19 protein-coding genes and 1 pseudogene are annotated in these 24,920 nt (G+C 68.6%); 6 read left to right on the forward strand and 14 right to left on the reverse strand.

Annotated elements, in window-relative coordinates:
- From RAH40_RS04685 to RAH40_RS04725, 9 genes are read right to left on the reverse strand one after another with little or no spacing between them, the layout of a single operon-like run.
- Nucleotides 1-1,077, reverse strand: coding sequence for a nickel-dependent hydrogenase large subunit (locus RAH40_RS04685; protein ID WP_306600921.1), 1,077 nt, complete (start codon nt 1,075-1,077; stop codon nt 1-3).
- A complete protein-coding gene (locus tag RAH40_RS04690; RefSeq protein ID WP_306600922.1) occupies nt 1,074-1,472 on the reverse strand; it encodes an NADH-quinone oxidoreductase subunit C in 399 nt (132 codons plus the stop codon). The genes RAH40_RS04685 and RAH40_RS04690 overlap by 4 nt, the downstream gene beginning before the upstream one ends.
- The gene (locus RAH40_RS04695; RefSeq protein ID WP_306600923.1) at nt 1,469-1,981 is read right to left on the reverse strand and encodes a 4Fe-4S dicluster domain-containing protein; all 513 of its coding nucleotides are present in this window, start codon (nt 1,979-1,981) and stop codon (nt 1,469-1,471) included. Before RAH40_RS04695 ends, RAH40_RS04690 begins: the two co-directional genes overlap by 4 nt.
- The gene (locus tag RAH40_RS04700; RefSeq protein WP_306600924.1) at nt 1,981-2,868 is read right to left on the reverse strand and encodes a respiratory chain complex I subunit 1 family protein; all 888 of its coding nucleotides are present in this window, start codon (nt 2,866-2,868) and stop codon (nt 1,981-1,983) included. Before RAH40_RS04700 ends, RAH40_RS04695 begins: the two co-directional genes overlap by 1 nt.
- Nucleotides 2,865-3,323 (reverse strand): NADH-quinone oxidoreductase subunit B family protein, encoded by a 459-nt coding sequence (locus tag RAH40_RS04705; RefSeq protein WP_306600925.1) that lies wholly within the window; start codon nt 3,321-3,323, stop codon nt 2,865-2,867. The genes RAH40_RS04700 and RAH40_RS04705 overlap by 4 nt, the downstream gene beginning before the upstream one ends.
- A complete protein-coding gene (locus tag RAH40_RS04710) occupies nt 3,311-6,241 on the reverse strand; it encodes a proton-conducting transporter membrane subunit (RefSeq protein WP_306600926.1) in 2,931 nt (976 codons plus the stop codon). The genes RAH40_RS04705 and RAH40_RS04710 overlap by 13 nt, the downstream gene beginning before the upstream one ends.
- Nucleotides 6,242-6,266: 25 nt before the next feature.
- Nucleotides 6,267-6,539, reverse strand: a complete 273-nt coding sequence (locus tag RAH40_RS04715; RefSeq protein ID WP_306600927.1) for a MoaD/ThiS family protein — start codon at nt 6,537-6,539, stop codon at nt 6,267-6,269.
- Nucleotides 6,539-8,344: an aldehyde ferredoxin oxidoreductase family protein gene (locus tag RAH40_RS04720; protein WP_306600928.1), complete on the reverse strand. Its 1,806-nt coding sequence runs from the start codon at nt 8,342-8,344 to the stop codon at nt 6,539-6,541. The genes RAH40_RS04715 and RAH40_RS04720 overlap by 1 nt, the downstream gene beginning before the upstream one ends.
- 2 nt (nt 8,345-8,346) lie before the next feature.
- Nucleotides 8,347-8,823, reverse strand: coding sequence for a 4Fe-4S dicluster domain-containing protein (locus RAH40_RS04725; protein ID WP_306600929.1), 477 nt, complete (start codon nt 8,821-8,823; stop codon nt 8,347-8,349).
- A 432-nt stretch (nt 8,824-9,255) separates the two neighbouring features.
- Between RAH40_RS04725 and RAH40_RS04730 the strand changes: the two genes are divergently transcribed.
- Nucleotides 9,256-11,124 (forward strand): sigma-54-dependent Fis family transcriptional regulator, encoded by a 1,869-nt coding sequence (locus RAH40_RS04730; RefSeq protein WP_306600930.1) that lies wholly within the window; start codon nt 9,256-9,258, stop codon nt 11,122-11,124.
- A 2-nt stretch (nt 11,125-11,126) separates the two neighbouring features.
- On the opposite strand, the gene RAH40_RS04735 is transcribed toward RAH40_RS04730, so the two are convergent.
- Complete coding sequence (locus RAH40_RS04735; protein WP_306600931.1) at nt 11,127-11,987, reverse strand: DUF3034 family protein; 861 nt, start codon at nt 11,985-11,987, stop codon at nt 11,127-11,129.
- Here RAH40_RS04735 and RAH40_RS04740 point away from each other — a divergent pair.
- The 3 genes from RAH40_RS04740 to RAH40_RS04750 all read left to right on the forward strand — a co-directional run bounded on the left by RAH40_RS04740 (nt 11,974) and on the right by RAH40_RS04750 (nt 15,700).
- Nucleotides 11,974-12,225, forward strand: a complete 252-nt coding sequence (locus RAH40_RS04740) for a hypothetical protein (RefSeq protein WP_306600932.1) — start codon at nt 11,974-11,976, stop codon at nt 12,223-12,225. The two genes, RAH40_RS04735 and RAH40_RS04740, sit on opposite strands and share 14 nt — an antisense overlap.
- A 402-nt stretch (nt 12,226-12,627) precedes the next feature.
- A complete protein-coding gene (locus tag RAH40_RS04745; protein ID WP_306600933.1) occupies nt 12,628-14,619 on the forward strand; it encodes a TonB-dependent siderophore receptor in 1,992 nt (663 codons plus the stop codon).
- Nucleotides 14,620-14,632: 13 nt separating this feature from the next.
- Nucleotides 14,633-15,700: a hypothetical protein gene (locus tag RAH40_RS04750; RefSeq protein ID WP_306600934.1), complete on the forward strand. Its 1,068-nt coding sequence runs from the start codon at nt 14,633-14,635 to the stop codon at nt 15,698-15,700.
- Nucleotides 15,701-15,734: 34 nt separating this feature from the next.
- On the opposite strand, the gene RAH40_RS04755 is transcribed toward RAH40_RS04750, so the two are convergent.
- The 3 genes from RAH40_RS04755 to RAH40_RS04765 all read right to left on the reverse strand — a co-directional run bounded on the left by RAH40_RS04755 (nt 15,735) and on the right by RAH40_RS04765 (nt 21,785).
- Nucleotides 15,735-18,785: a TonB-dependent receptor gene (locus RAH40_RS04755; RefSeq protein ID WP_306600935.1), complete on the reverse strand. Its 3,051-nt coding sequence runs from the start codon at nt 18,783-18,785 to the stop codon at nt 15,735-15,737.
- A 393-nt stretch (nt 18,786-19,178) separates the two neighbouring features.
- Nucleotides 19,179-20,228: a TlpA disulfide reductase family protein gene (locus RAH40_RS04760; protein ID WP_306600936.1), complete on the reverse strand. Its 1,050-nt coding sequence runs from the start codon at nt 20,226-20,228 to the stop codon at nt 19,179-19,181.
- 66 nt (nt 20,229-20,294) lie between these two features.
- Nucleotides 20,295-21,785: a glutamine synthetase family protein gene (locus RAH40_RS04765; protein WP_306600937.1), complete on the reverse strand. Its 1,491-nt coding sequence runs from the start codon at nt 21,783-21,785 to the stop codon at nt 20,295-20,297.
- A 165-nt stretch (nt 21,786-21,950) separates the two neighbouring features.
- On the opposite strand from RAH40_RS04765, the gene RAH40_RS04770 reads away from it, so the two are divergent.
- Nucleotides 21,951-22,325: a NifB/NifX family molybdenum-iron cluster-binding protein gene (locus RAH40_RS04770; protein ID WP_306600938.1), complete on the forward strand. Its 375-nt coding sequence runs from the start codon at nt 21,951-21,953 to the stop codon at nt 22,323-22,325.
- Nucleotides 22,326-22,931: 606 nt separating this feature from the next.
- Here RAH40_RS04770 and RAH40_RS04775 read toward each other — a convergent pair.
- A pseudogene (locus RAH40_RS04775) lies at nt 22,932-24,034 on the reverse strand (IS110 family transposase).
- 406 nt (nt 24,035-24,440) lie between these two features.
- On the opposite strand from RAH40_RS04775, the gene RAH40_RS04780 reads away from it, so the two are divergent.
- On the forward strand, nt 24,441-24,911 hold the full coding sequence (locus tag RAH40_RS04780; protein WP_306600939.1) for a PaaI family thioesterase: 471 nt from the start codon (nt 24,441-24,443) through the stop codon (nt 24,909-24,911).
- The last annotated feature ends 9 nt before the right edge of the window (nt 24,912-24,920 follow it).

Consider the following 24,920-nt stretch of genomic DNA (forward strand, 5'->3'; position numbering starts at 1 on the left):
CTACCGGTCCGTGCAGGAGTAGCAGGGATCGATGGAGCCCTGGATCAGGGGGACGTCGGCCAGGGCCGCGCCCTTGAGCATGGGCACCACGGTGGGGATGTTGAGGAAGGTCGGGGTGCGCACCTTCACCCGCACCGGAAGGTCGGTGCCGTCCGAGGCGACGTAGTAGAACACCTCGCCCCGGGGGGCCTCGATGCGCATGACGGCTTCGCCGGGGGCCACGGCGTAGAGGTCGCCCTGGTGGATGGGGCCCGCGGGCATGCGCTCCAGGGCCTGCTCCACGATGGAGCAGCTGGCCAGGAGCTCCCGGGCGCGCACCACGACCCGGTCCAGGACGTCCCCGCCCCGGCCCACGGGCACTTCGAAGTCCAGCTGGCCGTAGACCAGGTACGGCGCGTCCCGGCGCAGATCCTGGTCCACCCCGGAGGCCCGGGCCACGGGACCCACGGCGCCGTGATTCCGGGCATCCTCCAGGGTCAGGCGGCCCACCCCCGCGCACCTCGCGGCCACGGTGCGGTCCGTGGTGAAGACGGGCACGAGGGTCTCCAGGAGGCCGGCCCGGATCTCGCGGATGCCGGCCAGGATCGCGGATTCGCAGTCGAGGTCGCGGTTCACCCCGCCGATGCGGTTCATGGAATAGTTCACCCGGTTGCCCGAGATGAGCTCCAGCAGGTCCATGACGCGCTCGCGGAGCTGGAAGCAGGTCATGAATAGCGTGTGGAAGCCGGTGAGCTCCGCGGCGACGCCGGCCCACAGGATGTGGGAGTGGATCCGCTCCAGCTCGGCCATGACCACCCGGATGTGCTGGGCGCGGGCAGGCACCTCCACGCCGCCGATGCGTTCCAGCGCCAGGCAGAAGGTCATGGAGTGCACGTTGGAGCAGATGCCGCACACCCGCTCCATGAGCGCGATGCTCTGGGTGATGTTCTTGTGCTCGGCCAGCCACTCGATGCCGCGGAAGTTGTAGCCCACGGTGAGCCGGGCGCCGGCGACGTTCTCGCCCTCGCACTCCACTTCGATCTTGTAGGGCTCTTCCAGGGCCAGGTGGTAGGGCCCGACGGGGATGCGGTACGTCATGAGGTCCTCCCGGCGAGCAGCACGCCGGGGGCGTCCCCGTCGCGAAGCATCAAAGGCGGCGTGCTCTCCCGTCCGGAGAAGGTCACCGCGTAGTAGTCCCGTGCCTCCCGCTCGGCCCAGTCCGTGCAGGGCCACAGGCCCCCCAGGCTGGGGATGGGCTCGCCCGGCGCCGCGGTGGCCTGGAGGGAAAGGAGCGTCCCCTGGACGTCCCAGTGCCACGAGAGGCGGAGCCCGCCATCCACCGGGCGCACCAGGAGGGAGGCGAAGCGGGCCCCCCCGGCCTTCAGGACCCCGGCCGCGGCCACCACCTGATCCAGGGTCAGGGTCCGCCACCAGCCGTCGGACCGGTGGACCCAGTCCCCGCCGCAGCGTTCTCGAATGCCCTGCGTCTTCATCGTTCGCCTCCGTTGGACTGCTTCATGGCCAGGGCGAGGCGCTTGCGGCGGCACCGCACGCACAGGCCCAGGAGCTCCCGGGTCTCCCCGGCGGGCGCCTGGAAGGCCTTGCCGATCCATTCCTCGGTGATGTGCCGGTTGGGCTCCCCGCATTCCGGGCACGCCGGGAAGGCCACGGTGGCCGAAACCGCCAGGGCCCCGGGCGCCGTGTAGCAGGGAACCGCCGCGGGCTCCATGGAGAGGGCCGAACCCGGGCAATGGTCCTCGCAGCGCCCGCAGAAGCTGCAGCGGCCGGGGTCGTAGGACCATTCGTAGGCGCCCTGCCGTTCCGCCCCGGTGATGGCCCCGCCGACGCACACGTACGAGCAGATGCCGCAGGCGAGGCAGCGGCCGGAATCGATGCGCACCCGGCCCCGCAGCCCGGGCGGGGGCGGCACATCGGCGGGAAAGCGCAGGGAGGCGGGCCCCTTCGCGAGGTTTCCGGCCATGCGGCGCAGGATGTGGTACATCAGAGCCTCCCGTGGCGGATGGCCAGGGCCGCGAACACGGACGCGGCCGCGGCCAGGGCGGCCCAGGTCCACAGGAACCGGGCGGCCTGGTTGATCTTGAGGCGGGCGGTGGCGGCCGCCAGGGTTCCCAGGAGGGGGACCACGGCGAGGGACACCAGCACGAAGGCGACGCCCCGCCCGGGAACGGCCAGCGAGGCTACCAATCCGGCGAGGACCACCCACTCCAGCCCGTGGGCCAGTTCCCACAGGGCCAGGCGGGGACCGTCGAACTCGGTGAGGGGCCCGGCGAGGATCTCCTGTTCGGCGTTGGCCACCGAGAAGGGGTTCAGCCGCAGCTTCACGGGCAGGCAGCACAGGAGGGCCGCCAGCGCGGGGCCCCGCACGAGCCAGGGCGCCCCGCCGGCCACCTGGGCCAGCTGCAGGCTGCCGGAGGCGGTGGCCAGGGCCAGGAGGGCGGCCAGGAACGGCACGTTCACGCTGATGCCCAGGACGGCCTCGCGCACGGCGCCCACCTCCCCGTACACCGACCGGGAGGCGAAGCCCGCCAGGACGGCGCACAGGGGCGCCAATTCCAGCAGCCCCACGAAGAGGATCAGGTCCCCGGTGAAGCCCCCCGTCCACACCGGCAGCAGGGCCAGGGCGCCCAGGGTCGCGCCCACGGCCAGGAGGGGCAGCAGGGTGAGCAGGAAGGGCTCGGCCCGGGGCACGGGGGCCTTGGCCAGGAGCTTGACGAAATCGTAGAAGCCCTGGGTGAGCGGCGGGCCGATGCGGCCCTGCAGCCGCGCCACGACCTTGCGCTCGCTGGCCTGCATGAGCCAGCCCATGGGGACGGCGTACAGGACCCCGGGGAACACCAGCAGGGCCAGGAGGAGACGGGTCGGCGTCATACGGCCTCCTTCCGGGCCACCAGGAGTTCGATGGCCTCCGCGATGCCCTGCACCACGGCGCCGGGCCGGGGCGGGCAGCCCGGAATGTAGAGGTCCACGGGGACGATGCGGTCCAGGGGGCCGTCGATCATGGGGCTCCCGGCGAAGACGTTGCCCGAGGCCGGACAGGACCCGATGGCCACCACCACCTTGGGGTCGGGAATCTGGGCGTGGATGGTGGCCAGGGCCTCCCGGGTGGTGCGGGTGACCGGGCCCGTGACGCAGAGGATGTCGGCGTGGCGGGGGCTGCCTTCCAGGCGGATGCCCAGCTGCTCCACGTCGTAGCGCGGCGTGAGGCAGGCCACCAGCTCGATGTCGCAGCCGTTGCAGGCGCCGGCGTTGAAGTGGAAGAGCCAGGCCGATTTGCGCCGGGCCCGGTCCACCAGGCGGAGCACGAGGGGTTCTAGAACGCCCATGGCATCCTCCCGCTGAAGCCGAGGACGAGCAGGAGGCCCGCCAGCACGATGATCACGAACCGGGGCGCCGCCGGGCACCCCGGAGCGGGCTCCGTGGATTCCCCGCCCCACCAGAACCGGGCGATGGCCCGGGCGTACACCGCCACGGACAGCATGGTCACCGCCAGCAGCGAGGCCAGCAGGGCCGGATGCCCCGCCGAGGCGCTGAAGAGCCGCCAGTGGGCGGCGAAGCCCAGGGTCGGCGGCACGCCCACCACGGCCAGCGCCCCCACCAGGAAGCCCGCGGCGGGCAGCGGGTGCCGCGCGGCCAGGCCGCGGGGCCCCTCCAGGGAGACGCCCGCCGCCTCGGGCACGGAGATGGCGACGAACAGGAGCGCCTTGGCCAGGGCGTGCACCGCCCCCCCCAGGACCGCGCCCCGCAGGCCCAGCGGCCCGCCCAGGGCCACGGCCAGGGTGATCAGGCCCATGTCCACGATGGTCGAATAGGCGAGGAACCGCTTCAGGTTGTCCGTGCCCAGGGCCAGGAAGGCCCCGGCCACCGCCGACAGGAGGCCGAAGGCGATCCAGGGCGCGCCCGTGAAGAGCCCCGGCTGGGCCAGGAGCTCGGCGAGGGCCGCCACGTCCACCACGGCGATGACGAGGCCCGTCACCAGCGCCGGAGCCCTCTCGGCCACCCGGGTGAGCCAGAGGGACAGGGGCACCAGGCCCACCTTGATGCCCAGGCCGGGCAGGAGGAGCGCCATGGCCAGGCGGGGATGGCCGTGTTCGGCGGCCAGGGCGCCGCCCAGGGTGCCCAGCGCGGAAAGGACGATCGCGGCCAGGTAGGCCCGGGACCCCTCCTTGCGCGTCAGGGCGAGGAGGGCCGCCACGGCCGCCGCCTCCAGGAGGACGCCCCGCAAAAGCCCGTGGGCCAGAAGCAGGCCGGCCAGGGCCAGGGCGCCTGAGGCCAGGAAGTGCGGCAAACGCTTGAGGCCCGTGGCCACGGTCAACCCCACCCAGGCCAGGCCCACGGAGGCCGCCAGGAGCCCCGGGACGGGGAGTTCCGGAACCGCGGCCGGACCGGTGGGCAGGAACCCGGCGAAGGCCCCCAGGGCCGCGCAGAAGGCCGCCAGCAGCACGGGCGCGTTGCCCTCGGCGAGGCGGGAGAGGGCGTCGAGCCGTGCCCCGAGGCGGTTCAGGCCGTGCCAGGCGCCCAGGTAGTACCGGTCCACGTCCGCCAGGCGGAAGAAGGGCGCCAGGGCGTCCGCGACGATGCGGGAGAAGTCTCCGGCCCCCAGGCGGCCCGTGGAACCCAGGGGCTCCCCGCCGGAGAAGACCGCGGCGGCCCCCACGGCCACCACGCCCCGGGCGGGGCGGGCCAGCCCGTACACCAGCAGTCCGAAGGCCATCGCCACGAGGCCGAGCCCCAGGCCCGCCGAGGCGTACCAGCTCCCCTGCCCCGCCGTCAGGCCGAACCAGCCCACGCCCGCCAGGGGCGCGTAGCCCAGGGCCGGCATCAGGGGATTGATGAGGAAGCGGATGGCCAGCTGGGGAGCCACCCCCAGGATCACGCAGCCGGCCGCCAGGGCGCCGATGCCTGCGAGCATGCCGCCGGAGGCCTCGTGCGCGTGCTCGGTCTCCCGGGTGCCCGAGCCCAGGAAGACCCCCGTGGTGGCCTTGAGGAACATGAACACGGTGAGGATGCTGCCGATCCACGGGACCAGGGCCAGCATGGGCCGCCCGGCCTCCAGGGCGGCGTCGTACAGGAGCCACTTGCTCACGAAGCCGTTGAGAAGCGGCACCCCCGCGATGCTCCCGGCCACCACCAGCCAGAGGGCCATGGTCCGGGGCATCTGCCGGCCCAGCCCGCCCAGGCGGTCCATGTCCCGGGTGCCGGTGGCATGCTGCACCGCGCCCGCGCAGAGGAAGAGCCCGCCCTTGAAGAGGCCGTGGTTCAGGCAGTGCAGGAGCCCGGCCGCCACGGCCAGGGGCGTTCCCAGGCCCAGTCCCAGCATCATGTAGCCGATCTGGCTCACGGTCGAATAGGCCAGGAGGCGCTTGAGGTCCTTCTGGGCGAGGGCCAGGAGGGCGCCCACGACGATGGTCGTGGCGCCCAGCCAGGCCAGCAGCGTTCCCCAGCCCGCGGGCCAGGTGCCGAAGGAATGGAGCCGCGCGATGAGGTAGACGCCCGCCTTGACGTAGCAGGCGGCATGCAGGAGGGCGCTCACCGGGGTCGGGGCCGCCATGGCGTCCGGGATCCAGGTGTGCAGGGGGAACTGCACCGACTTGGCCAGGGAGGCCACCAGCACGAGGAGGAACAGGCCCGTCGTGAAGGCGCCCTGGACCTTGGGATCCGTCCAGAGGGTGGACCCCGTGCGGCCGTACAGCAGGATCACGGCCCCCAGGAGGCCGTACCCCGCCAGGTGGGTCATGGTCAGCACCTTCCGGGCGCCGTAGGCGGCCTCCTCCTTGCGGTACCAGAAGCCCACCAGGAGGAAGGAGCACAGGCCCACCACCTCCCAGCTCAGGTACAGCAGGAACAGGTCGGCCGTGTACACCAGGTGCACCAGCCCTCCGATGAACAGCAGCACCAGGGAGTAGAACCGCGTCGTGGCCCGCTCGTCCTCCATGTAGGACACGGCGTACAGGAGCACCGCCGCGCCGATGCCCGCCCCCATGAGCGCGAACAGGAGCGACAGGCCGTCCACGTGGTAGGTCAGGCGGATCGGACCGTCCCAGGGGCCGAAGGCGGCGTCGAGGGTCCCCCCCGCGAGGATTCGCGGCCAGGCGGCCAGGACCCCCGCCAGGGAGGCCAGCACGGCCGCGAAGGCCAGCCGGCCCTTCCCCCTCGGGGTGAGCAGGCCGGCCAACAGCCATTGCAGAAGCATGCCGCCCAGGAGGGCGGCCAGGGGAAGGAGGATCAGGAGCTTGTCGTTCAAGGCGGGTTCTCCAGGCGAGGTGCGGTCAACCCCCGGCGACCATGGGGAAGAAGGCCACGGTGTCCCCGGGGTCCAGGCGCGTGGCCAGGCCTTCCAGGTGAACGATGTTCTGGCCGTTGACCAGGACGATGATCGTGCTGCTCAGGCTTCCGCAGGGCTGGACCCGCTCCCCGAAGGCCGGACCGTGACGCCCGGCGAGCCCTTGGACGAGCTCGCCGAGCGTGGCGGCCGGCTGGGTCCAGTCCTCCTCAAAACAGCCCGAGAGGCGACGGACGTCAGCGAAGTATTTGACGTGCATCAGACGAGGGAAAGTTCCCGGAGCTTTTCGGCCGTGGGCACACCCTGGTCGTCCCAGCCCCGCAGCTTGTAGTACTCCGGCAGCATTTCGCCCAGGCGGTTCACCTCCCCCTTGGAGGGGCCCGTCTTGATGGGGGATTTGAGCAGGCGCTCGGGCAGGTTGTCGTCCTTCATGGTGAAACCTGCCTTGAGGTTGAACTGCCGCTCCAGGTTCCAGACCCGCTCGCCCGCCCGGAGGTAGTCCTCCAGGGTGTACGTCACGCCCGTGATGGTGGAGAGCATGGACGCGAAGTCCTCCCCGCTCATGCCGAAGGTTCCGAACAGGCACGCGCCCGAGGAATCCACGGCCGCGGTGAGGTCCTGGAAGAGCTTCACCCAGAAGGGCTTCTCGTCCGTCACATGGGGATCCAGCTTGGCGCCGTTGCCCAGCACCTCCACCGCGATGGTGTAGCCGCGCACGTGGCAGCCGCCCCGGTTGGTGGTGGCGTAGTTCAGGCCGATGCCCTGGATGCCCCGGGGGTCGTAGGCGGGCATCTCCTGCTTCTTGACCGTCATGGAGAACTCCGGGTGGCCGTAGAGCTCGGCGAGTCGGTACGAGCCCAGGGCCAGCTTGTCCCCGAAGCCTTCCCGCTCGCCCATCATGCGGGTGAGTTCCACCATGGTGGCGGCGTTGCCGAAGCTGAGGTCGATGCCGCCGGTGTCCTCGAGGGTCAGGTGGCCTTCCTTGAAGAGGTCCATGGCGCAGGCGATGGTGGCCCCCACGGTGATGGAGTCCATGCCGTACTCGTTGCAGAGGAAGTTGGCCTTGGTGACGGCCTCCAGGTCGTCGATGCCGCAGTCCGGACCGAAGCCCCAGGCGGCCTCGTACTCGGGGCCCTCGCCTTCGCCCCGGTACTTCGGGTTGGAGATCTTCGTGACGCGCCCGCAGCTGATGACGCAGGAATAGCAGCCCTTGGCCCGCACCAGCAGCGTGTCGGTGAGGGTCTCGCCGCCCACCTTGTTGGCGGTGGGGAAGTGCCCGTCCCGGAAGTTGCGGGTGGGCAGCGCGCCGGTCTCGTTGAGGATGTTGACCAGCACGTCGGTGCCGTAGGCCTTGAGGCCCGCGCCGCCCACGGGGTGCAGGCGCACGGCCTCCCGGGCCTTGTCCACGGCCGCCATGAAGCCCTTGGGGTCGGCCACCTTCACGGCGCCCATGCCCACCACGACCACGGCCTTGAGGTTCTTGGAGCCCATGACCGCGCCTACGCCGGTCCTCCCTGCCGCACGGTGCATCTCGTTCATGATCGAAGCGAAGAGCACCAGCTTCTCGCCGGCGGGCCCGATGCAGGCGACCTTGGCCTCCTCGTCCGTTTCGGCGCGCAGCATCTCCGTGGTCTCGGGCACCTGCCTGCCCCAGAGGTGGGTCGCGTCCCGGAGCTCGACCACGTCGTCCTTGATCCACAGGTAGACGGGGCTGGGCGCCCGGCCTTCCAGGATCACCAGGTCGTAGCCCGCGTACTTCAGCTCGGGTCCGAAGGAGCCGCCGGAATTGGAGGCGGCGATGGTGCCCGTGAGGGGCCCCTTGGTGACGACGTTGTAGCGGCCCCCCGAGGGCGCGAAGGTCCCCGAGAACGGCCCCGGCGCGAAGATGAGCTTGTTCTCCGGGGACAGGGGATCCACCTTGGGATCCACCTCGTCGGTCAGGATCTTGGTGCCCAGGCCCCGCGCGCCCAGGAAGAGGGCCGCGTCCTTGGGGTTGGTGGCTTCCTTGCTGATGGCTCCCGTCGTGAGGTTCACGCGAAGCACCTTGCCGACCCATCCGTACATGTTCAACCCTCCTGGATGGCCGCTTTGAACTTGGCGGCGAATGACTTCTTGCGGGATCGCGTGGAGATGTTGTCGTCGATGTACTCCAGGGCCCCGCTGGGGCACATGCGCACGCACTCGGGCTTCCCGCCGCAGGTGTCGCACTTCAGGATCGAGCCCGTGGCGCCGTCGTAGACGGCGTTGCCGAAGGGGCAGGCCATGGTGCACATGCGGCAGCCGATGCACTTGGCCTTCTCGTAGACCACCACGTCCCCGCCCTGGGGGCGGTGCAGCGCGCCGGTGGGGCAGACCTTGATGCACGAGGCGTCGTCGCACTGCTGGCACATCATGGGCACCGAGAAGCCTTCCCGCTCCCAGGTGTACACGTGGACCCGCGTGCCGGCGGGGCGGAACTGGCCCTCGTGACCGAACGTACAGGCAAGAGAACAGTTCTTGCACCCGGTACATTTGTCCGGATGGATCATGAGCAGTTTTGTCATGAGTCGCTCCCGTGATCTGCGCCTCCGGCCCTCCCGGCCCCTGGCCGGGTTCGCTTTGGCGCGTTGCAGGTTAGGTTTTTCTTGAACTCCGTGGAGAGCCCATTCCGTTTCCCCTGACGAAGCACTATCCATGCCAAGGAAGGGCCCCTGGGCGATCTCCCGGCCAATAGACGACCCAACCATCGTGTTTACATGCAGTTTCAATCCGCCACTTAGCGGCCATCCTCTGTATCCATCCAAATATAACGTCGCACGCGGGTTATCCCCGTCTGAACCAACTGTCGCATTCGGCGACACTTCCCGCGACAGCGCCTGCGACACCGCGAAAATACTGGCATATACGGCCCGCACGTTTACCTTATAAGATTGTCCCAGCCAGACAGGTTCAGATCAGCTTCGGGTGCCTCACTTCCACAAGGCTGCAACCACGGCATGCTCAACCAAGAATCCAACGACCGCGCCGCCATCCGCAAGGCTCGCTTCCTCTTCCTGGAGCGCGGGGAGGTTCCGCCCTGGCTTCCCGGGCCCCTGGTGAGCTCGTGGAAACGCTGCGCGGTGCTGGGGGTTCCCCTGGAGCGGCCCGAGGTCTCGGAGCCCGTGATGCAGCGGGAGCTGCGCCTGGCCCGGGAGCGCAGCGAGACGCTGCTGGGGCTGGCGGCCACGGAGCTGGACGCCCTGGGCGAGTGCATGGAGGACACGCCGGGCCTGGTGCTTCTCACCGATGCCGACGGCATGGTGCTGGAGCGCCGCGGCAACCTGGACTTCCTCCACAAGGCTGAGCAGGTGGCCCTGCAGCCCGGCGTGAACTGGAGCGAACAGGCCCGCGGCACCAACGCCATCGGCACGGCCCTCACGGAGCACCGCTCCGTGCTGGTGCGCGGCTGCCAGCATTTCTGCCAGTCCAACGAGATCCTCACCTGCAGCGCGGTGCCGGTCCTGACCCCCACCGGCGAGATGGCCGGCGTGCTGGACATCTCCGGCGACGCGCGCCTGGCCCCCGGGTATGCGCGCGGACTCATCCAGATGGCCGTCGCCCAGATCGAGCACCGGTGGTTCTCCCTGGACCTGCGCGGGCGCCGGATGCTCACCCTGCATTCCAACCCCGCCCTGCTGGGCACCTGGCAGGAAGCCATCCTCCTCTTCGAAGGGGACGTCCTGGTGGCCGCCAACCGGGTCGCCATCACCCTGCTGGGACTGGACTGGGCCTCCCTGCGGCAGGTGCGGTTCCAGCATCTCTTCTCCGGGGCGATGCCCGACGACCTCGCGGTGCCGCTGGTCATGCGCGACGGACGCCGGATCTTCGCCCGCACCTTCGGCCAGAAGCCCGCGCGCAGCGCCCCCCCGGAACCCGCGCGCCAGCGCGGCCCCGCGGGCGTCTACTGGGACGCCTCCAGCCGCGAGCAGCTCAACCTGGCCGTGCGGGCCGTGAACTCGGGCGTGCCCGTCATGATCCTGGGCGAGACGGGGACGGGCAAGGAGATGTTCACCCGGGCCCTGCACGCCGCCAGCCGCCGGGGCCACAAGAACCTGGTGATGCTCAACTGCGCCGCCATCCCCGAGGGCCTCATCGAATCCGAGCTGTTCGGGTACGAGGACGGCGCCTTCACCGGCGCCCGGCACAAGGGCAACCCCGGCAAGATCAAGGAGGCCGATGGCGGCATCCTCTTCCTGGACGAGATCGGCGACATGCCGCTGGCCATGCAGGCGCGCCTCCTGCGGGTGCTGCAGGACAAGGAGGTGGCGCCCCTGGGCGGGAGCCGGTCCACCCTGGTGGATTTCGTGCCCGTCTGCGCCACGCACCGGGATCTGGAGGCGGAAGTGGCCGCCGGCCGCATGCGCCCGGACCTGTTCTACCGCCTCCATCACTTCTGCGTGCGGTTGACGCCCCTGAGGGAACGCGCGGACTTCCCCGCCCTGCTCGACACCCTGCTCCAGGGCAGCGGCGCCAGCGAGCGCGGCATCGCGCTCACGGCCGAGGCCCGGGCGGCGCTCCAGGCGCATTCCTGGCCGGGGAACCTGCGCGAACTGGCGAACCTCCTGCGGACCCTGGTCGCCCTGGCGGACGATGGAGAGGTCATCTCCCTGGAGGGCTTGCCGCCCGAGTACCGCCGCGGGCGGACGGTTCCCAAGGCCCCCGCCCCGGCCGCACCGGCCGAGGCTCCCCTGCATCTGGACGCGCTCACCCGCCAGGCCGTAGAGCAGGCGATCGCCGCGAACAGGGGCAACATGACGGCTGCGGCGAAGGCCCTGGGCCTTCACCGCAGCACGCTCTACCGGATGCTGGGACGACCCAGGCCCTGATCTCAGAACGTGTAGTGCATGCTCACGACGAACCCGCCGCCGAAACCGAGCTTGTCGCCCGACTCCCCGCCGTTCCAGGTGTTCTTCCCGGCATTGGTGTAGGCGCCGGCGAAGGTGAGCTGCTTGGTGGCGAAGTAGGCGGCGTGGAGGTTGTAGTAGCTGGCGTCCTTGTAGTTGCCGCCGGCCTTCCCGTAGTCCGGGCCCGTGCGGTACTCCACGCCGAGGCAGAGCCAGCTGGCGGGGATGATATCCACGTTGCCGTAGACGATGGTCGCCCGTTCCTTGTTGAAGCCGATGAGGCCGGTCACCTGTTCCTGGGTGGACTGCACGCCCGCCGATACCAGCACCGGCTTGGGCAGCTGGGTGATGAGCTTGGTGGCCACCAGGTAGTAGTCCATGCCGTCGGACTTGGTGGCGCCGCTCACATGGAAGGTGGTGTTCTTGTGCTTGGCGCCGATGGAGACGGCGGGGACCCAGGCGGTCCCGCCGGCGTTCTCGTTCAGGACGAGGACCTTGGCGGCGAAGGTGTTCTTGTGGATCCCCTCGAGCTTCTCCACGGCGGCGGCCTCGAAGCCGTAGGACACTTCCACGCGCTTGCCCAGGGAGGTGGCCACCCCGAAGGTGGTCCAGTCGATGGCGGCCTTTCCCAGACTGATGTACCACATGCCCACGACGGGCTTGCCCACGAAGGAATCCGCGACGGGAGTGCCGGTGACGTAGGCCAGGGGATTGAAGGCGATGCCGCCGACCCCGTCGAGGCCCACCAGGGGCGCGCCGGCCTGGGCCGCGCCGCACGCGAGGAAGGCCGCGGCCGCGAGCCACCGCGGGCGCCTGGGGAGGGAGGTGGGGATGGCGAAGTTCATGGAGCTCTCCTTTGGAGGATGGGTAATAGTGGGGGAGTGGAGCGGGTTCCTGCGCCTTGGCCAGGAAAAGTGGCGAAGCTTGATTTTGACTTTAAATGCTTTTATTTATAGATTTAGACTTCGACTTGACCCTTCGGCCCGGACATTGGAACAGGGCGATGCCCGCCGGATTTCAGTTCTGTCCGCCGAAATCAATAGTTTGGGTTGGGTGTTGCAAAAACGCTCAATTTACAGGTGATCTCTCTAATCTTGCAGCAACTGTGCCACTGCGGGGGCGCGGACGGGCCACAGCCCCGCTTCAGGCACATCTAAAACTTTCAAAACATAGACTTAATTCGCTTCAATGCGGTCGCGGGGCACCCGCTCCGGGCCCACCTTCCTTCGGCCAGGCCGGACGAGGTGCCCCAGTTCCCGCGAATCGTCGCAATCGGCAACAGTTGCGGCGACACCGCCGCGACACTTGTGCGACACGCTCCAGAGGCCCACGGGATCTGGTTCTCTTTCGATTCCCGGAACGAAAAAAGGCTTGGCTTCGATATATCCTTGGGGATATAACGTACCCATCCAAAATCCATCCGGTCGATCCCTTTCGACGAAGCCCTAAGGAGTCAAAATGCCCCGTTGTCTTCCAACACGCCTGATGATCGCACTGGTCTGCATGGGCGGATCCATCCTGCCCGCCGAGACCCCGGCCAAGGAGGCCCCCAAACCTGCCCCCAAGGACGGCGCGTTCAAGCTCGGGGAGGTCACGGTGGTCGTCACCGACAAGCAGGAGGCCCTGGAGACGGTCAACACCCGCCTGGACGCCGAGCAGATCCGCGCGCTCAACCTCGACACCGTGGGCGCGGCCCTCACGGCCCTGCCCGGGGTGAACCTCACCGTCAATTCGCGCAACGAGCAGATGCTCTACGTGCGCGGCAACGATTCGCGCCAGGTGCCCGTGTTCGTGGACGGGATCCCCGTGTACGTGCCCTACGACGGCGAGATGGACTACGGCCGGTTCACCACCTTCGATCTCGCCGAGATCCAGGTGGCCAAGGGCTACAGCTCGATCCTGTACGGGCCCAACACCCTGGGCGGCGCCATCAACATGGTGACCCGGCGGCCCACCCGGGCCCTCGAAGGCGACGTGGCGGCGGGGGTCGCGGAGGGCGGCGGGCAGCGCGCGGCCTTCAATGCGGGCACGCGCCAGGCGTCGTACTACCTGCAGGCCGGCGCCTCCTACCTCAGCAGCGACCACTGGCGCCTTCCCTCCGGCTTCGCGCCCACGGTGCGCGAGGACGGCGGGTGGCGGGACAATTCCTTCACCCGCGACAAGAAGGCCTCCCTGAAGGCGGGCTGGACCCCCAACGCCACGGACGAGTACGTGGTGGCCTACCAGAATCAGCAGGGCCGCAAGGGGAATCCGGTGGGCACCAACCCGCAGATCACGGCGAACTACTGGCAGTGGCCCACCTGGAACAAGGAGAGCGCCTCGCTGTCGACCCGCACGGCCCTGGGCGCGCAGAGCGACCTCAAGCTGCGGGCCTACTACGACACCTACGAGAACACCATCGTCGGCTACACCGACGCCACCTACACGACCATCAACACCACCGGCAACCTGAAGCCCACGGGCAGGAGCTTCTACCGCGACTTCACCCACGGCGCCCTGGCGGAATTCCAGACCACCCTCGTCCCTTCCCACAGCCTCCGGGCGGTGCTGCAGACGAAGACCGACGTCCACCGGGACGGCACCGGAGCCATCGCGTCCACGGCGGGGTGGACGCACTTCGAGGACCACTACCTGTCCGCCGGGCTCGAGGACAGCGTCTCCCTGGCCCCGGCCTGGGACCTGTCCCTGGGCGCGGGGTGGGACCAGCTTCGTCCCGTGGCCTCGGGCAACTGGACCCGGCCGCAGCCCCGGGCCTACTGGCACGGCCAGGCCGGACTGTTCTGGAGGGCCGCGCCCTCCCTGCAGGTCTACGCCACCGTGGCCCAGAAGGAGCACTTCCCCACCCTCAAGGACCGCTACTCGCTGCGCCTGGGCACCTACATCGACAACCCGGGCCTGGCCCCGGAGCGCTCCCTCAACCTGGAGACCGGCGCCAAGCTGGCCCTGGGAACCCGGTTCCAGCTGGAGGCGGCCCTCTTCTCCAGCACGATCCGGGATCTCATCCAGGGCATGCCGGTGCCCGGAGGGATGATGCAGATGCAGAACATCGGGGAAGTGCGTCACACGGGCGGCGAGGTCTCGGCGGCCTTCAAGCCCTCGGAGGCCTTCCAGGCGGGCCTCGGGTACACCTACCTGGACCGGAGGAACGTCACCTACCCCGCCGTCAAGCTCACGGGCACCCCCAGGAACCGCCTGTCGGGCTTCGTGAAGGCGCAGGTCCTGCCGTCCCTCCACGTCCTGGCCTCCGTGCAGAGCCAGGACGCCCTGTGGGACAGCTACGCCAACCTCGCCAAGCAGTCCGTGACCGCCCGGCTGGGCGGCTTCACCACCGCCAACCTGAGCCTGGGCTGGAAGCCCGTGGCCGCCGTGCAACTGGACGCGGGCTTCACCAATGTCCTCGACCGCAACTACCAGCTCTCCACCGGCTACCCGCTGCCCGGGCGCATGTGGTTCGCCAATGTCCGCTACCACTTCTGAACCGGGAGGTTCCATGTTCAAGCCCCTCATCCCCCTGCTCTGCGCCGCCCTCGGCGCCGCCGCCCCCCACCCCGTCCAGGTCCGGGGCTGCGTGCCCAGGGAGGGCCTCCTCCGCGCCGCCGCGACCCGGAACCTGCCCCGGTACCGGCGCCTGGTGAAGCTCGCCCACGCGGACGGCTCCTACCGCTGCTCCCTGGAGATCGACGGCTGGTCCCTGCGGGACGTCCTGGCGTCCTTCAAGCCCGCCAAGAGCACCGACGACGGCTTCGACCGCCCCCTGGACACCTTCATCGTGGTCACGGGCCGGGACGGACGGAAGGCCCTCTTCGCCTGGAGCGAGCTCTTCCTGGCGGGCGACGGCGGCCCCCTCCTCGCCGAGAAGGCCCGGTTCATCCTGCCCCACCACCACGACCCCCTGGCCCGGAGCGCGGTGGATCCCATCGCCCTCCAGCCCCCCGCGGCCCGGGACGCCCTCAAGCTGGAAAGCTGCGCCTCCTGCCACGGCCAGGGCAGGCTCCTGGGCCTGTCCATGCCCAAGGGGCTCTGCCTGGTGTTCCCCCAGGACGGCTTCGGCGGCCGGTTCGTGGAGGACGTGGCCGAGGTGGAGATCCGCCAGGTGGGCATTCCCGTCGTGGCCGACAAGGCCGGCGGAAAGAAGGCGCTGGTGGACGCGCCCGAGCTGGTGGGCCCGGACGGCGCCCGGGTGCGCCTGGACCGGGAGCGCTTCCAGGCGGCCGCCAGCGCCCGGTACCGGGACGCGGCCTTCGGGGAGGGCATGGGCTACCACGGCCTGCGCGTCTCGACCGGGGCCGACCTGGGCTCCCTCCTGAAGCCGCTGCTTCCGGCCGGCACGGATCCCCGCTCCACCTGCGTCCTGGTCACCGCCGCGGACGGCTACCGCTCCGTCTACTCCGGCACCGAGGTCTTCGACGGGCGCGGTGCCCTCCTGGCCGACCGGATCAACGGCGAGGCCCTGGGGGCCGGATCGGGGCGCTACCACGTGGTGCCCCGGGGGGACTTCTACATCGACCGGGACGTGCGCATCGTGAAGGAGATCCGGATCATCACCGCCTTCCGGTGAAGACAGGGCCTTGGATCGGCTGCGCCTGAAGGCCTCAGAACGTGATCCTCGCCCCCACCACCACGTTCCTCGGGGCCTGGTACTGGTAGGGCGAATCCGCCACCGGCGCGGCGCTCCAGAGGTTGTTCGACTCCGAAAGGCCCGTGGCTCCCTGACGGTCCAGGATGTTGAAGATGTCCGCGTAGACCTCGCCCTTGACCTGGCCGAACAGCTTGCGGCTGTAGCTGACCCGCACGTCCAGCTGGTAGAACCGGGGCGTCCAGTGGATCTGGCGAGAGCTGTCCACCTGGTCCACGGCGGGCGCGGCCTCGAGCCCGCCGCCCGAGATGCCCCGGGCATAGGCGAAACCCGAGTAGGAGAGGAAGTTCGCCCCCACGACCAGGCCGCTGTCCCAGTGGTAGGCTCCGTAGGCCTTGAAGGCCCAGGAGATTGAACCGGCAAGCCGCCCGTTCATGTAGGGCAGGCGCTCGTCCCACTGCGCGTTGTCGCCCTGCCGTCCGGCATCGCCCGAGCTGTAGCTGTTGCCCGTGGCGTTGACGAAGCTGAGGGTCGCGAAACCGGACCAGTGGTCCACCGCCTTGCGGTTCAGGGTGAGCTCGAGGCTGCGGTACTTGCGCTCCGCGCCGGGGAGGTTGGCCAGCATGTAGTTCAGGGCGCCGGCCTTGGCCCGGGCGACGTTCTGGGCGCCGGAGTAGCCGCCCCCGGCAAAGGTGGAGGGATCGAGGGCGAGGTTGCGGTAGAGGTCGATGGCGTGCTGCTGGGCGGCGCTGGGGCTGGCGCCGATGCCGAACACGCTCCGGGCCTCCGATTCCAGGGCCGCCTTGTCCGTGAACAGCGTGATGTCGAAGTCCTCGATGATGTCGTAGTCCCGGCGCCAGGTGGCCGCCACGTCCGCGCTCCAGGCCTCGCCCAGCTCCTGGCTGAAGCCCACGCGCAGCTCGTCGGTCTTGGGCAACTTGAAGTTGTCCGCAAACACGGCGTCCAGGGTCTTCTTGCCGCCCCGGGCGTTGAAGGTCAGCCACTGGTTCTGGATGAAGGCCTGCTCCAGGGTCACCGAACTGGTGAGGCTCCCCGTGAACCGCACCATATCCAGCTTGATGGGGTCCACGTAGCGGCCGGCATAGCCGTAGGCCTTCGTGCGCCCGTCGCCCCGCACGTCCCAGGTGAGGCCGATGCGGGGGGCCACGTTGTAGCCCGTGTGGAAAAGCCTGGTCCCGTCATCGGCCACATAGGTGTAGTCGTCGAAGCGCACGCCGGGGCTGAAGGTGAAGTCGCCGATCTGCCACTGGTCCTGGATGTAGAAGCCCTTCTTGTCCATCTTCGGCTTGCTGGGGTTCAGGGACTCCACGACGTTGCGGTAGCTGGCGTACCCGCCGCTGGGGTTGGCGCTGTTGAAGACGTAGGCGTTGAGGTCCGTGCTGAGGAAGGCGCCGCCCGCGCCGGTGGGGGCGAACCCCGCGGCCTTCAGGGAGGCCACCAGGGCCGGGTTGGCGTTGATGGCGGAGACGATCTTGCTCTTGAAGCTGTTGACGTTGCCACCGTAGGCGGCGGTGCCGCCCCAGGTCACGGGATTGATGTAGCTTTCGTAGGAAACGCCCTGGGCGATGCCCGTGGAGCGGTTGAGGGATTCCTCTCCCACCTGGTAGCCCGCCTTGAAGGTGTGGCTGCCCGCGGCCTTGAAGAGCCAGGTCAGGTCGGCCCTGAATTCCGTGCGCTCGTCCTCCCGGATGTCCTGGGAGGCGCTGTTGCCCAGGTTTTTCTGGGTTCCCGTGATGGGGGTGGCGGAGAGGAGGGTGTTCAGGGGGCCCAGGTCGGAGTACAGGGCCACGGTGCTGTTCTCCTCCTTGTTGCGGGAGGCCCGCAGGTCCAGGACCACGTTCTCGAACTGGTGGGAGTAGGTGATCAGGTAGCGGGTGCCGCCCTGCTGGGACTGGTCTCCCCGGTTCGTCCGGGTGTTGGGGTTGGACAGGTTGTCGAACTTCAGGGGATCCCGGTTGAAACTTGCGCTGGCCTGGTCATGATCGGCGATCTGCCAGGTGACCTTGGCGAAGAATTTCGAGGCGTCGGCCAGGGTCCCGGTGCGGCTTTCGCCCGCGAAAAGGGCGTTGCTGGCCGGGGGATGGACCTCCACCGTGTCGGTGATCTTCTGGGCGTCCACGACGAACCAGAGACGGTCCTTGACGAGGGGACCCAGGACCCAGGCGTTCAGGTCCTTGGTGGTCCGCTTGCTCACGTCGAAGCGCCCGGGCGCGGGCTTGTTCTGCAGGGAGGGGGAGCGGTACTGCACGCTGAGCCCGCCCGAGAATTCGTTGCCGCCGCTGCGGGTGACCACGTTCGAGAACAGGCCGGCCCGGGCGGTGTACTCCGCGGTGATCCCGCCCGTCTTGATGTCCTGCACCTGGATCAGCTCGGGGGGCAGCTGGGTCCGGCCGGTGCCCGTCTCGGGGTTCGTGACGTCCACCCCGTCGATGAGATAGGTGTTGTTGCGGGCCCCGTTGGCGCCCCCGGAGGCGCTGCCTCCGCTAGTCCGGTTGAGCCCGAAGATCAGGCCGGGGTTGGCCGAACTCCCGGTGGAATTGGTGGGCAGGCCCAGGACGCCCGGGGCCAGGGCGATGGTGGAGAGCTGATCCCGGCCCACCGGCAGCTCGGTGAGGTCGGCCTGGGTGAACTGGGTGCCCGTGGTGACGGTGGTGACGTCCAGCCGGTGGATGGTGTCCGAGACGACGACCGTTGCGCCCGCCGTCTCGGGCAGGACCACATCGGCGCTGGTCGTCTGGTCGACTTTCACCAGCACGCCTTTGAGGCCGCCCGCCTGAAGCCCGGCCGCTTCCACCTGGACGCTGAACCCGCCGGGGCTGAGCCGGATGAAGCGCACCTGCCCCCGGGCGTCGGTCGTGAGGCGGCGGGCGCCGCCGATCTGGGTGGGGCTGGAGGCCACGACCGTTGCGCCCGCCACCGGCGCGCCCTTGGAATTCAGGACCCGGATGGCGAGGGTTCCCTCGCCAGCCAGCGCGGCCGGCAGGATGGCACCGGCGGAGAGGATCAGCAGGGCGACCCGGCTGCGGGAGGAGAGGGGAAGCGGCATCGGGGCCTCCTGTCGTGCTTGTTGATAAGAAAGGGCGGAATAGTAAGAAATGTAAGAATTGAACAATAACAATACTTCATCTCGCCCGTCAAGGGTCTCATTCGGGGTCCGCCGGGTTTCCCCGGGTGTGGAGATTCCGGTTATCTGCGCCCCGGCGAAAGCTCTGCGCCCCGGCGTCCGGCTTTCCTTCAGGAGAATCCGGGCGAATGGGCAATGGACCATCCTGCCGGATTCCCAAGGAAAAGGCATGAACGCTGGGGGGCCGGGAACGCATTGCGAAGGAATGACGTGTCTGAAGTCAGAACGGGATGCGGCTCCCGCTGAAGGCAGCGTTTAGGGAGCCTTGCTTATGAATCCTTCATCGTGCTACCGGCCTCGCCTGGGCGATCGGGTTCACTTCCCCAGGATCCGCTCCAGGGTCCGCTCCAGCTTCTCGCCGTGCAGGTCGCCGCCGGTGGCGATGACCCGCCCGTCCGGCCCGACGAGCACGGGCTTGGGGATGCTGCGCACGCCGTAGGCCTCGCTGATGGGGTTCTTGAACCCCTGGGGCAGGAAGGCGTGGCTCCAGGGCATGGAGGTGGCGGGGTTGGCCCGGTAGGGGGCGATGTGCTCCACCTTCCGGTCGAAGGAGAGGCTCAGGATGTTCAGGCCCTTGTCCTTGAAGCGGCCGTAGGCCTTCATCATGAAGGGCATGCCGGCGCGGCAGTCGGGGCACCAGGTGGCCCAGAAGTCGATGAGCACGAACTTGCCCTTGAAGGTGTCCAGGGTGATGGGCAGGCCTTCCAGGGAGGTCGCGCTGAAGGCCGGAGCCTGGACGCCCACGGCGGTCTTGAGCTCGGCGGTGAGCCGGTCCTGGGCCTTGAGGGCCTCGGCGGAGCCGGGGAAGTCCTTCTGCAGGGCCTCGAAGGACGGCTTCCAGTCGGCCTCGGTACCCGTGTCCACCATCTCGGTGAAGTGCTCGAAGAGGAGGCTCCGGCGGGTGGGGCCGTCGGGCTGGTGGGCCCGGGCTTCGGCGAGGTAGGCGGCGGAGGCCTTGGGGGCCCAGGTCCCCAGGGCGGGCAGGAGGCCCTTGTCCAGCGCCCACGCGGGAGCGGTGGGGGGAACCTCCTTGAGGGTCAAGGCGACCTGTTCGGCGGAGGGCGTCTGGCGGGCCAGGCGCAGATAGTACAGCTGGGCCACCAGGAGGGCCTGGCGCGCGGGGGCCTGGGTTTCGGTGGCCAGCCGGGCGGAGATTCCGGCCAGTTCCCGGGTCACGTCGGCCTTGAAATCGATGGAGTTCCGCCCGGCCTCGATGTGGGCGGCCCGGGCCTTCGCCACGGCCTGGCCCTTGGCCGCCGCCGCCTGGAGGACCGCGGCCGCTTCGGCGCTTTCGCCGGGTGCCGTCGCGGCCAGGACCGGCACGCAGAGGCCAAGCATGAGGAAGGTGCGGGCGGAGAAGGTCATGGGGGCTCCAGGGGGATCACCGGGTCATTGTATAGCTTATCCATGGATAAACTAAACTATAAATTATTAACCACAGTGCAGGTGCAGGTTGACCAGATCCTTGAGCGAATCCGCGTGCCCGAAGATCTTCTCGCTCATGTTGAGGTCGTCGAAGGCCTTGAGGTTGCGGATCTGGGAGTCGATGAGGCCGGCGGGGAAGACGCCGCCGTCCTCGTAGCGGGCGCGGTCGCGGGCCAGGCAGTCCGCGGACTCGAAGCAGGAGGCGGGCAGCTGCTTGAGGCCCTCCACCTTGGTGGCGTCGGCGCGCACGTAGAGTTCCTGGGCCACCTTCAGGGCGTCGGGATGCTCCAGGCCGAAGCGGCCGGCCACGGCCATGCCGGCCAGGAGGTGGTGGGCATTGGCGCTGCCGTCGGGGCTGCGCAGTTCGACGGTCTGGTTGTTCTCGAAGGCGCGCACGCCGTTGGCGGGCTCCTGGGGATTGGCCTTGAGGAGCATGCGGTCGCCCACGCCCTGCCAGCCCAGGGGCACGCGCACGAGCACCGAGCGGTTGCGGTCGCCCCAGCAGATGCTGGTGGGGGCCTCCTGGTGGGGCACCAGGCGCAGGAAGGAGGTGGGCACGGTGTTGCCGAAGGCGGTGAGCGACTCGGCGCTCATGAGGTAGCCGGCGATGACCTTGCGGGCGGTCTCGGTGAGGCCCGCGTCGTCGGCCATCATGTTCTGGCCGTCCTTCATGAAGCGGGTGTGGATGTGCAGGCCGCTGCCGGCCTGGCCCGCGATGATCTTGGGTGCGAAGCTCACCTCCAGGTTGTGCTTGTAGGCCACTTCCCGGATGGCCCACTTGGCCATGACGATCTGGTCAGCGGCCTGCTCGATGGGCACGGGGAGGAACTCGATCTCGTGCTGCACCATCTCGGTGCCGTTGGAGATGATGTTGCCCACCTCGGCGTGGCCGTACTTGATGTTGCCGCCCATCTCGCTGATGACCTGCATGGCCTCCCGGCGCACCAGGCCCCACTTGGAGAAGGGGTGCGACTCGTGGTAGCCCTTCTGCTCCACGATGGGGTAGATGGAATCGATCTCGGAGAACAGGTAGTACTCCAGCTCGCCCAGCGCCTCCATGGTCAGGCCGGTGCGCTCCTTCAGCGTGCGCTGGGCCTTCTGGAGGATGTACTCGGGGGCGCTCTCCAGGGGGTCCCCGTGGTTGTCGAAGAAGCTGCAGAGCACGTCGATGGTGGGCACTTCGGTGAAGGGGTTCACGTAGGCGGTGCGGAAGCGGGGCACCACGTAGAGGTCGCTGGAATCCGCGGACACGAAGGGGAAGAGGCTGGAGCCGTCCACCCGCTCGCCCATGCAGAGCACCTTCTCCAGGTGGGCCTTGCTGTTGATGACGAAGTTCAGCTTCTTCAGGCGCCCATCCCCCGCCACGTAGCGGAAGTTCAGCATGCGGATGTCGTTCTGCTCGATGAAGCGGACGATGTCCTGCTTGGTGAAATCCTCGGCGGGCTTCTGGAGCGCCTTGACGATCTTGTTGGGGTTCAGGGCGAGCTGGTCGTTCATGTCCGTGAGCCTTGAGGAAGTTGGCGGGATTGCCGGGCCGGAAATGCCAGGATAGGCCAGTAAACGATTGGCCGCGCGGCAGTTCCTGTGACACCCATCACAGCGCCGGATCGGCCTTGCACTATTTAGAGCATATGCCCACAATAATAACCAAGGAGCCCCACCATGCGCATCGCCATCCCCTCCAGCTTCCCCGGCGGCCTCGAGGCCGGCGTGCACGGCCACTTCGGGCATTGCGACCTCTACACGCTGGTGGACGTGGAGGGCGCCGCCGTCACCCGGGTGGCCACGGTGCCCCCCGTGCCCCACGAACAGGGCGGCTGCCTCGCGGCCGTGGCCCACCTCGCGGAGCAGGGCGTGACCTCCCTCATCGCCGGCGGCCTGGGCAAGCGGCCCCTCATGGGCTTCAACCAGGCGGGCATCGAGGTGTACCGGGGCACCGGGGCGCCCACGGTCGGCGCGGCGGTCCAGGCCCTTCTCGAGGGCGGCCTGGAGGTCTTCTCCGGCGAATTCACCTGCGGCGGCGGCCACCACCACTAGAACGCACCCGCCTTGCTTTCCCCGGCGAACCTCGGCCCCTCGGCCACCTCGGTGAGGAAAGAAGGAAACAGACCTTAGAGGGTGTTTTAGAAATAGAAGGCCCCGCGATGATGGCACCGTGCCCGGCAAATCAAGGAAGGCGAGGAAAACCGATGCGGGACATCGGTCGACGAGCCTGACGCAGAGTTGGCGGGCACGCTGCCATCACCCGGAGGGCGGTGCCCAGAAGCGCGCTTATCGTGCGCAATGCCCTTGAATGGATACCCAATCCATCCTGCGGGCATTGCGCACGATAATCACGCTTCTGGACACCGTCGCGGGGCCTTCTATTTCTAAAACACCCTCTGATATGTATTGGCCTGTCAAGGCTGGCAGCCAACTATTTCTCTTTTCCGGCAGTGTGTAGGGAGCAGAACGGACGGCATGCCGACGGTTGATCAGTCTGATATGCGCGGGTTGGGTACCGCATGACAACGGGTTCGTCGAGGAGCTGCCTCGATCTAGTGGCGAGGGTCATTCCAGAAGCGAATGCCTCTTAGAGGGTTCGAGGATTCTCCCACCGTTGTCCGTTCTGCTGCCGACACACTGCGGCTGCACTTCAGCCAGCTAAGGCTTGGTGGTAGGCGGTGGCAGGGCCTGGCCAATGGCCCAGAGGAAGCCGGTCAGCTCGCGGGCGATGGCCGTGCAGGTCTGGACCTTCTTCTTGCCCCTGGCCTCGAACTGCCGGTAGCGTGCGCAAAGGCGCTTCTGTGCAGCCCAGGCGATGGTCTGCACTGCTTCTGGAGCACGTTCGGCCCGTCTTTGCAGGCTCGGGGTTTTCCTCGCGGGATGCCGGTAGGTCCATGCTGCCTCCACCAGGACCCTGCGCACATGGCCATTGCCGGTCTTGGTGATCCCCCCGCGGGACCGGGTCTCGCCACTGGAATGCTCGCTGGGAACCACCCCCAGATACTTCATCAACTGGGGTGCATTGGCGAATCGCCTCAAATCGCCGATCTCAGCCACGATCGTGGTCGCAGTGAGGCGGTTGATCCCGCGCAGGGCCATGTAGCCTTCGATCAGCCTGGAGAAGGCCGAACTCGATCCGGCGGTTTCGATCTGCTCGTCGAAGGCCGCAACCCGTCTGGTCATGGCCTCGTATCGACATATTCCTGAAAGACGATTTGTTGGACCGGCTGGTCGAACTTCATGGTTTCCAGCCAGCGGAGATGGGCCTGGGTCCACCGGGTTTTTCCGGAATAGGTCCGCCCGTGCCGCAGCAGGAAGGCCAACAGTCGCTGCTTGGCGACGTGCTGCAAATGCTTCAGGTCCTCCCGAGCCCGGGTCAGATCCCGCAGGGCCTCCTGGGCTTCGTCGGGCACCCATATTGCCGTTAGTTCCCCGGCCCGGTGGAGCCTGGCCAAGGTCAGACTATCGCGGCGGTCGGTTTTGACCCGGTCCCCAGGTTTCCTGGGAATGAGGGACGGCGCCACAACCTGGCACTCCAGCCGTAAAGCGAGTAGTTGCCGATAAAGGATGTAACCGCAGGGGCCCGCTTCGTAGCAGAACGAAAGCGTCGCGCCATCCTTCCGGAGTTGCCTCACAAGTTTCACCACGGCCTCCGGTGTATTGGCGATCTCACCCACGTACCGAACTTCCCCTTCGTGGGCTTCAGCCACCGAGACCGCAATCGTCTCCTTGTGGACATCCAGCCCGACGTACTTGCTCACCTTGCTAGAATCGTTCACGGCCTGTCCTCCTCAATTACGGCTCTGAGCCGGTTGTGTAATGCGCACTGAGCTTAACCCGCGTCATTTAAGGACGGACAGGCCCCTTTGAGGAGCCTGGGGCCTTGCCTCGGTGGGCCTTGCGCACCACCCTTTAGACAGCCGGGCGGAGGTTAGGGCTACCGCAGGGATGCGACCCGAGCGCCGACCCGGGCCCGGAAACAGGGTGGGCCGGAGTCATCCGGCCCCGTCCTTGGCAACCGCCTTTCCAACCGGCCCAGTTTCTGGGCTTCAGGCGATAAATCCCGGGGGTCTGGGGGCAGAGCCCCCGGGGATCTCGTTCTAACGGCCCGCCTGATTCGTGTCAGGCCAATACATGATGTCTAGACTGGAGGCAGCAGGAGGCTCCATGCCCGAACCCGCCTTCCAGGACTACTACCCCGAGAACGTCTCCCACTGCTACGGCTGCGGCAGCCTCAACGCCCTGGGCCTGCGCATCCGCACCCGCTGGGAGGGCGAGGAGTCCGTCACCCGGTTCACGCCCAGGCCCGAGCACACGGCGGTTCCGGGGTTCGTGTACGGGGGCCTCCTGGCCTCCCTCGTGGACTGCCACGCCACGGGCACGGCGGCTGCCGCCATGTACCGGCAGGAGGGCCGCCCCATGGACACGCTGCCCGCCTACCGCTTCGTCACCGCCTCCCTCCACGTGGACTACCTCGCGCCCACGCCCCTGGGGGTGGAACTGGAGATCCGGGGGAAGGTCAAGCGCATCGAGGGACGCAAGGTGGTGGTGGAGGCCACGGTGTCGGCGCTGGGGAAGGTCACGGCGCGGGGCGAGGTGGTGGCGGCGCAGATGCGGGAGGGGTTCGGACAGTTCTGACCAGGATGG

This window comes from Geothrix sp. 21YS21S-2 (assembly GCF_030846775.1).
Classification (GTDB): Bacteria; Acidobacteriota; Holophagae; order Holophagales; family Holophagaceae; genus Mesoterricola.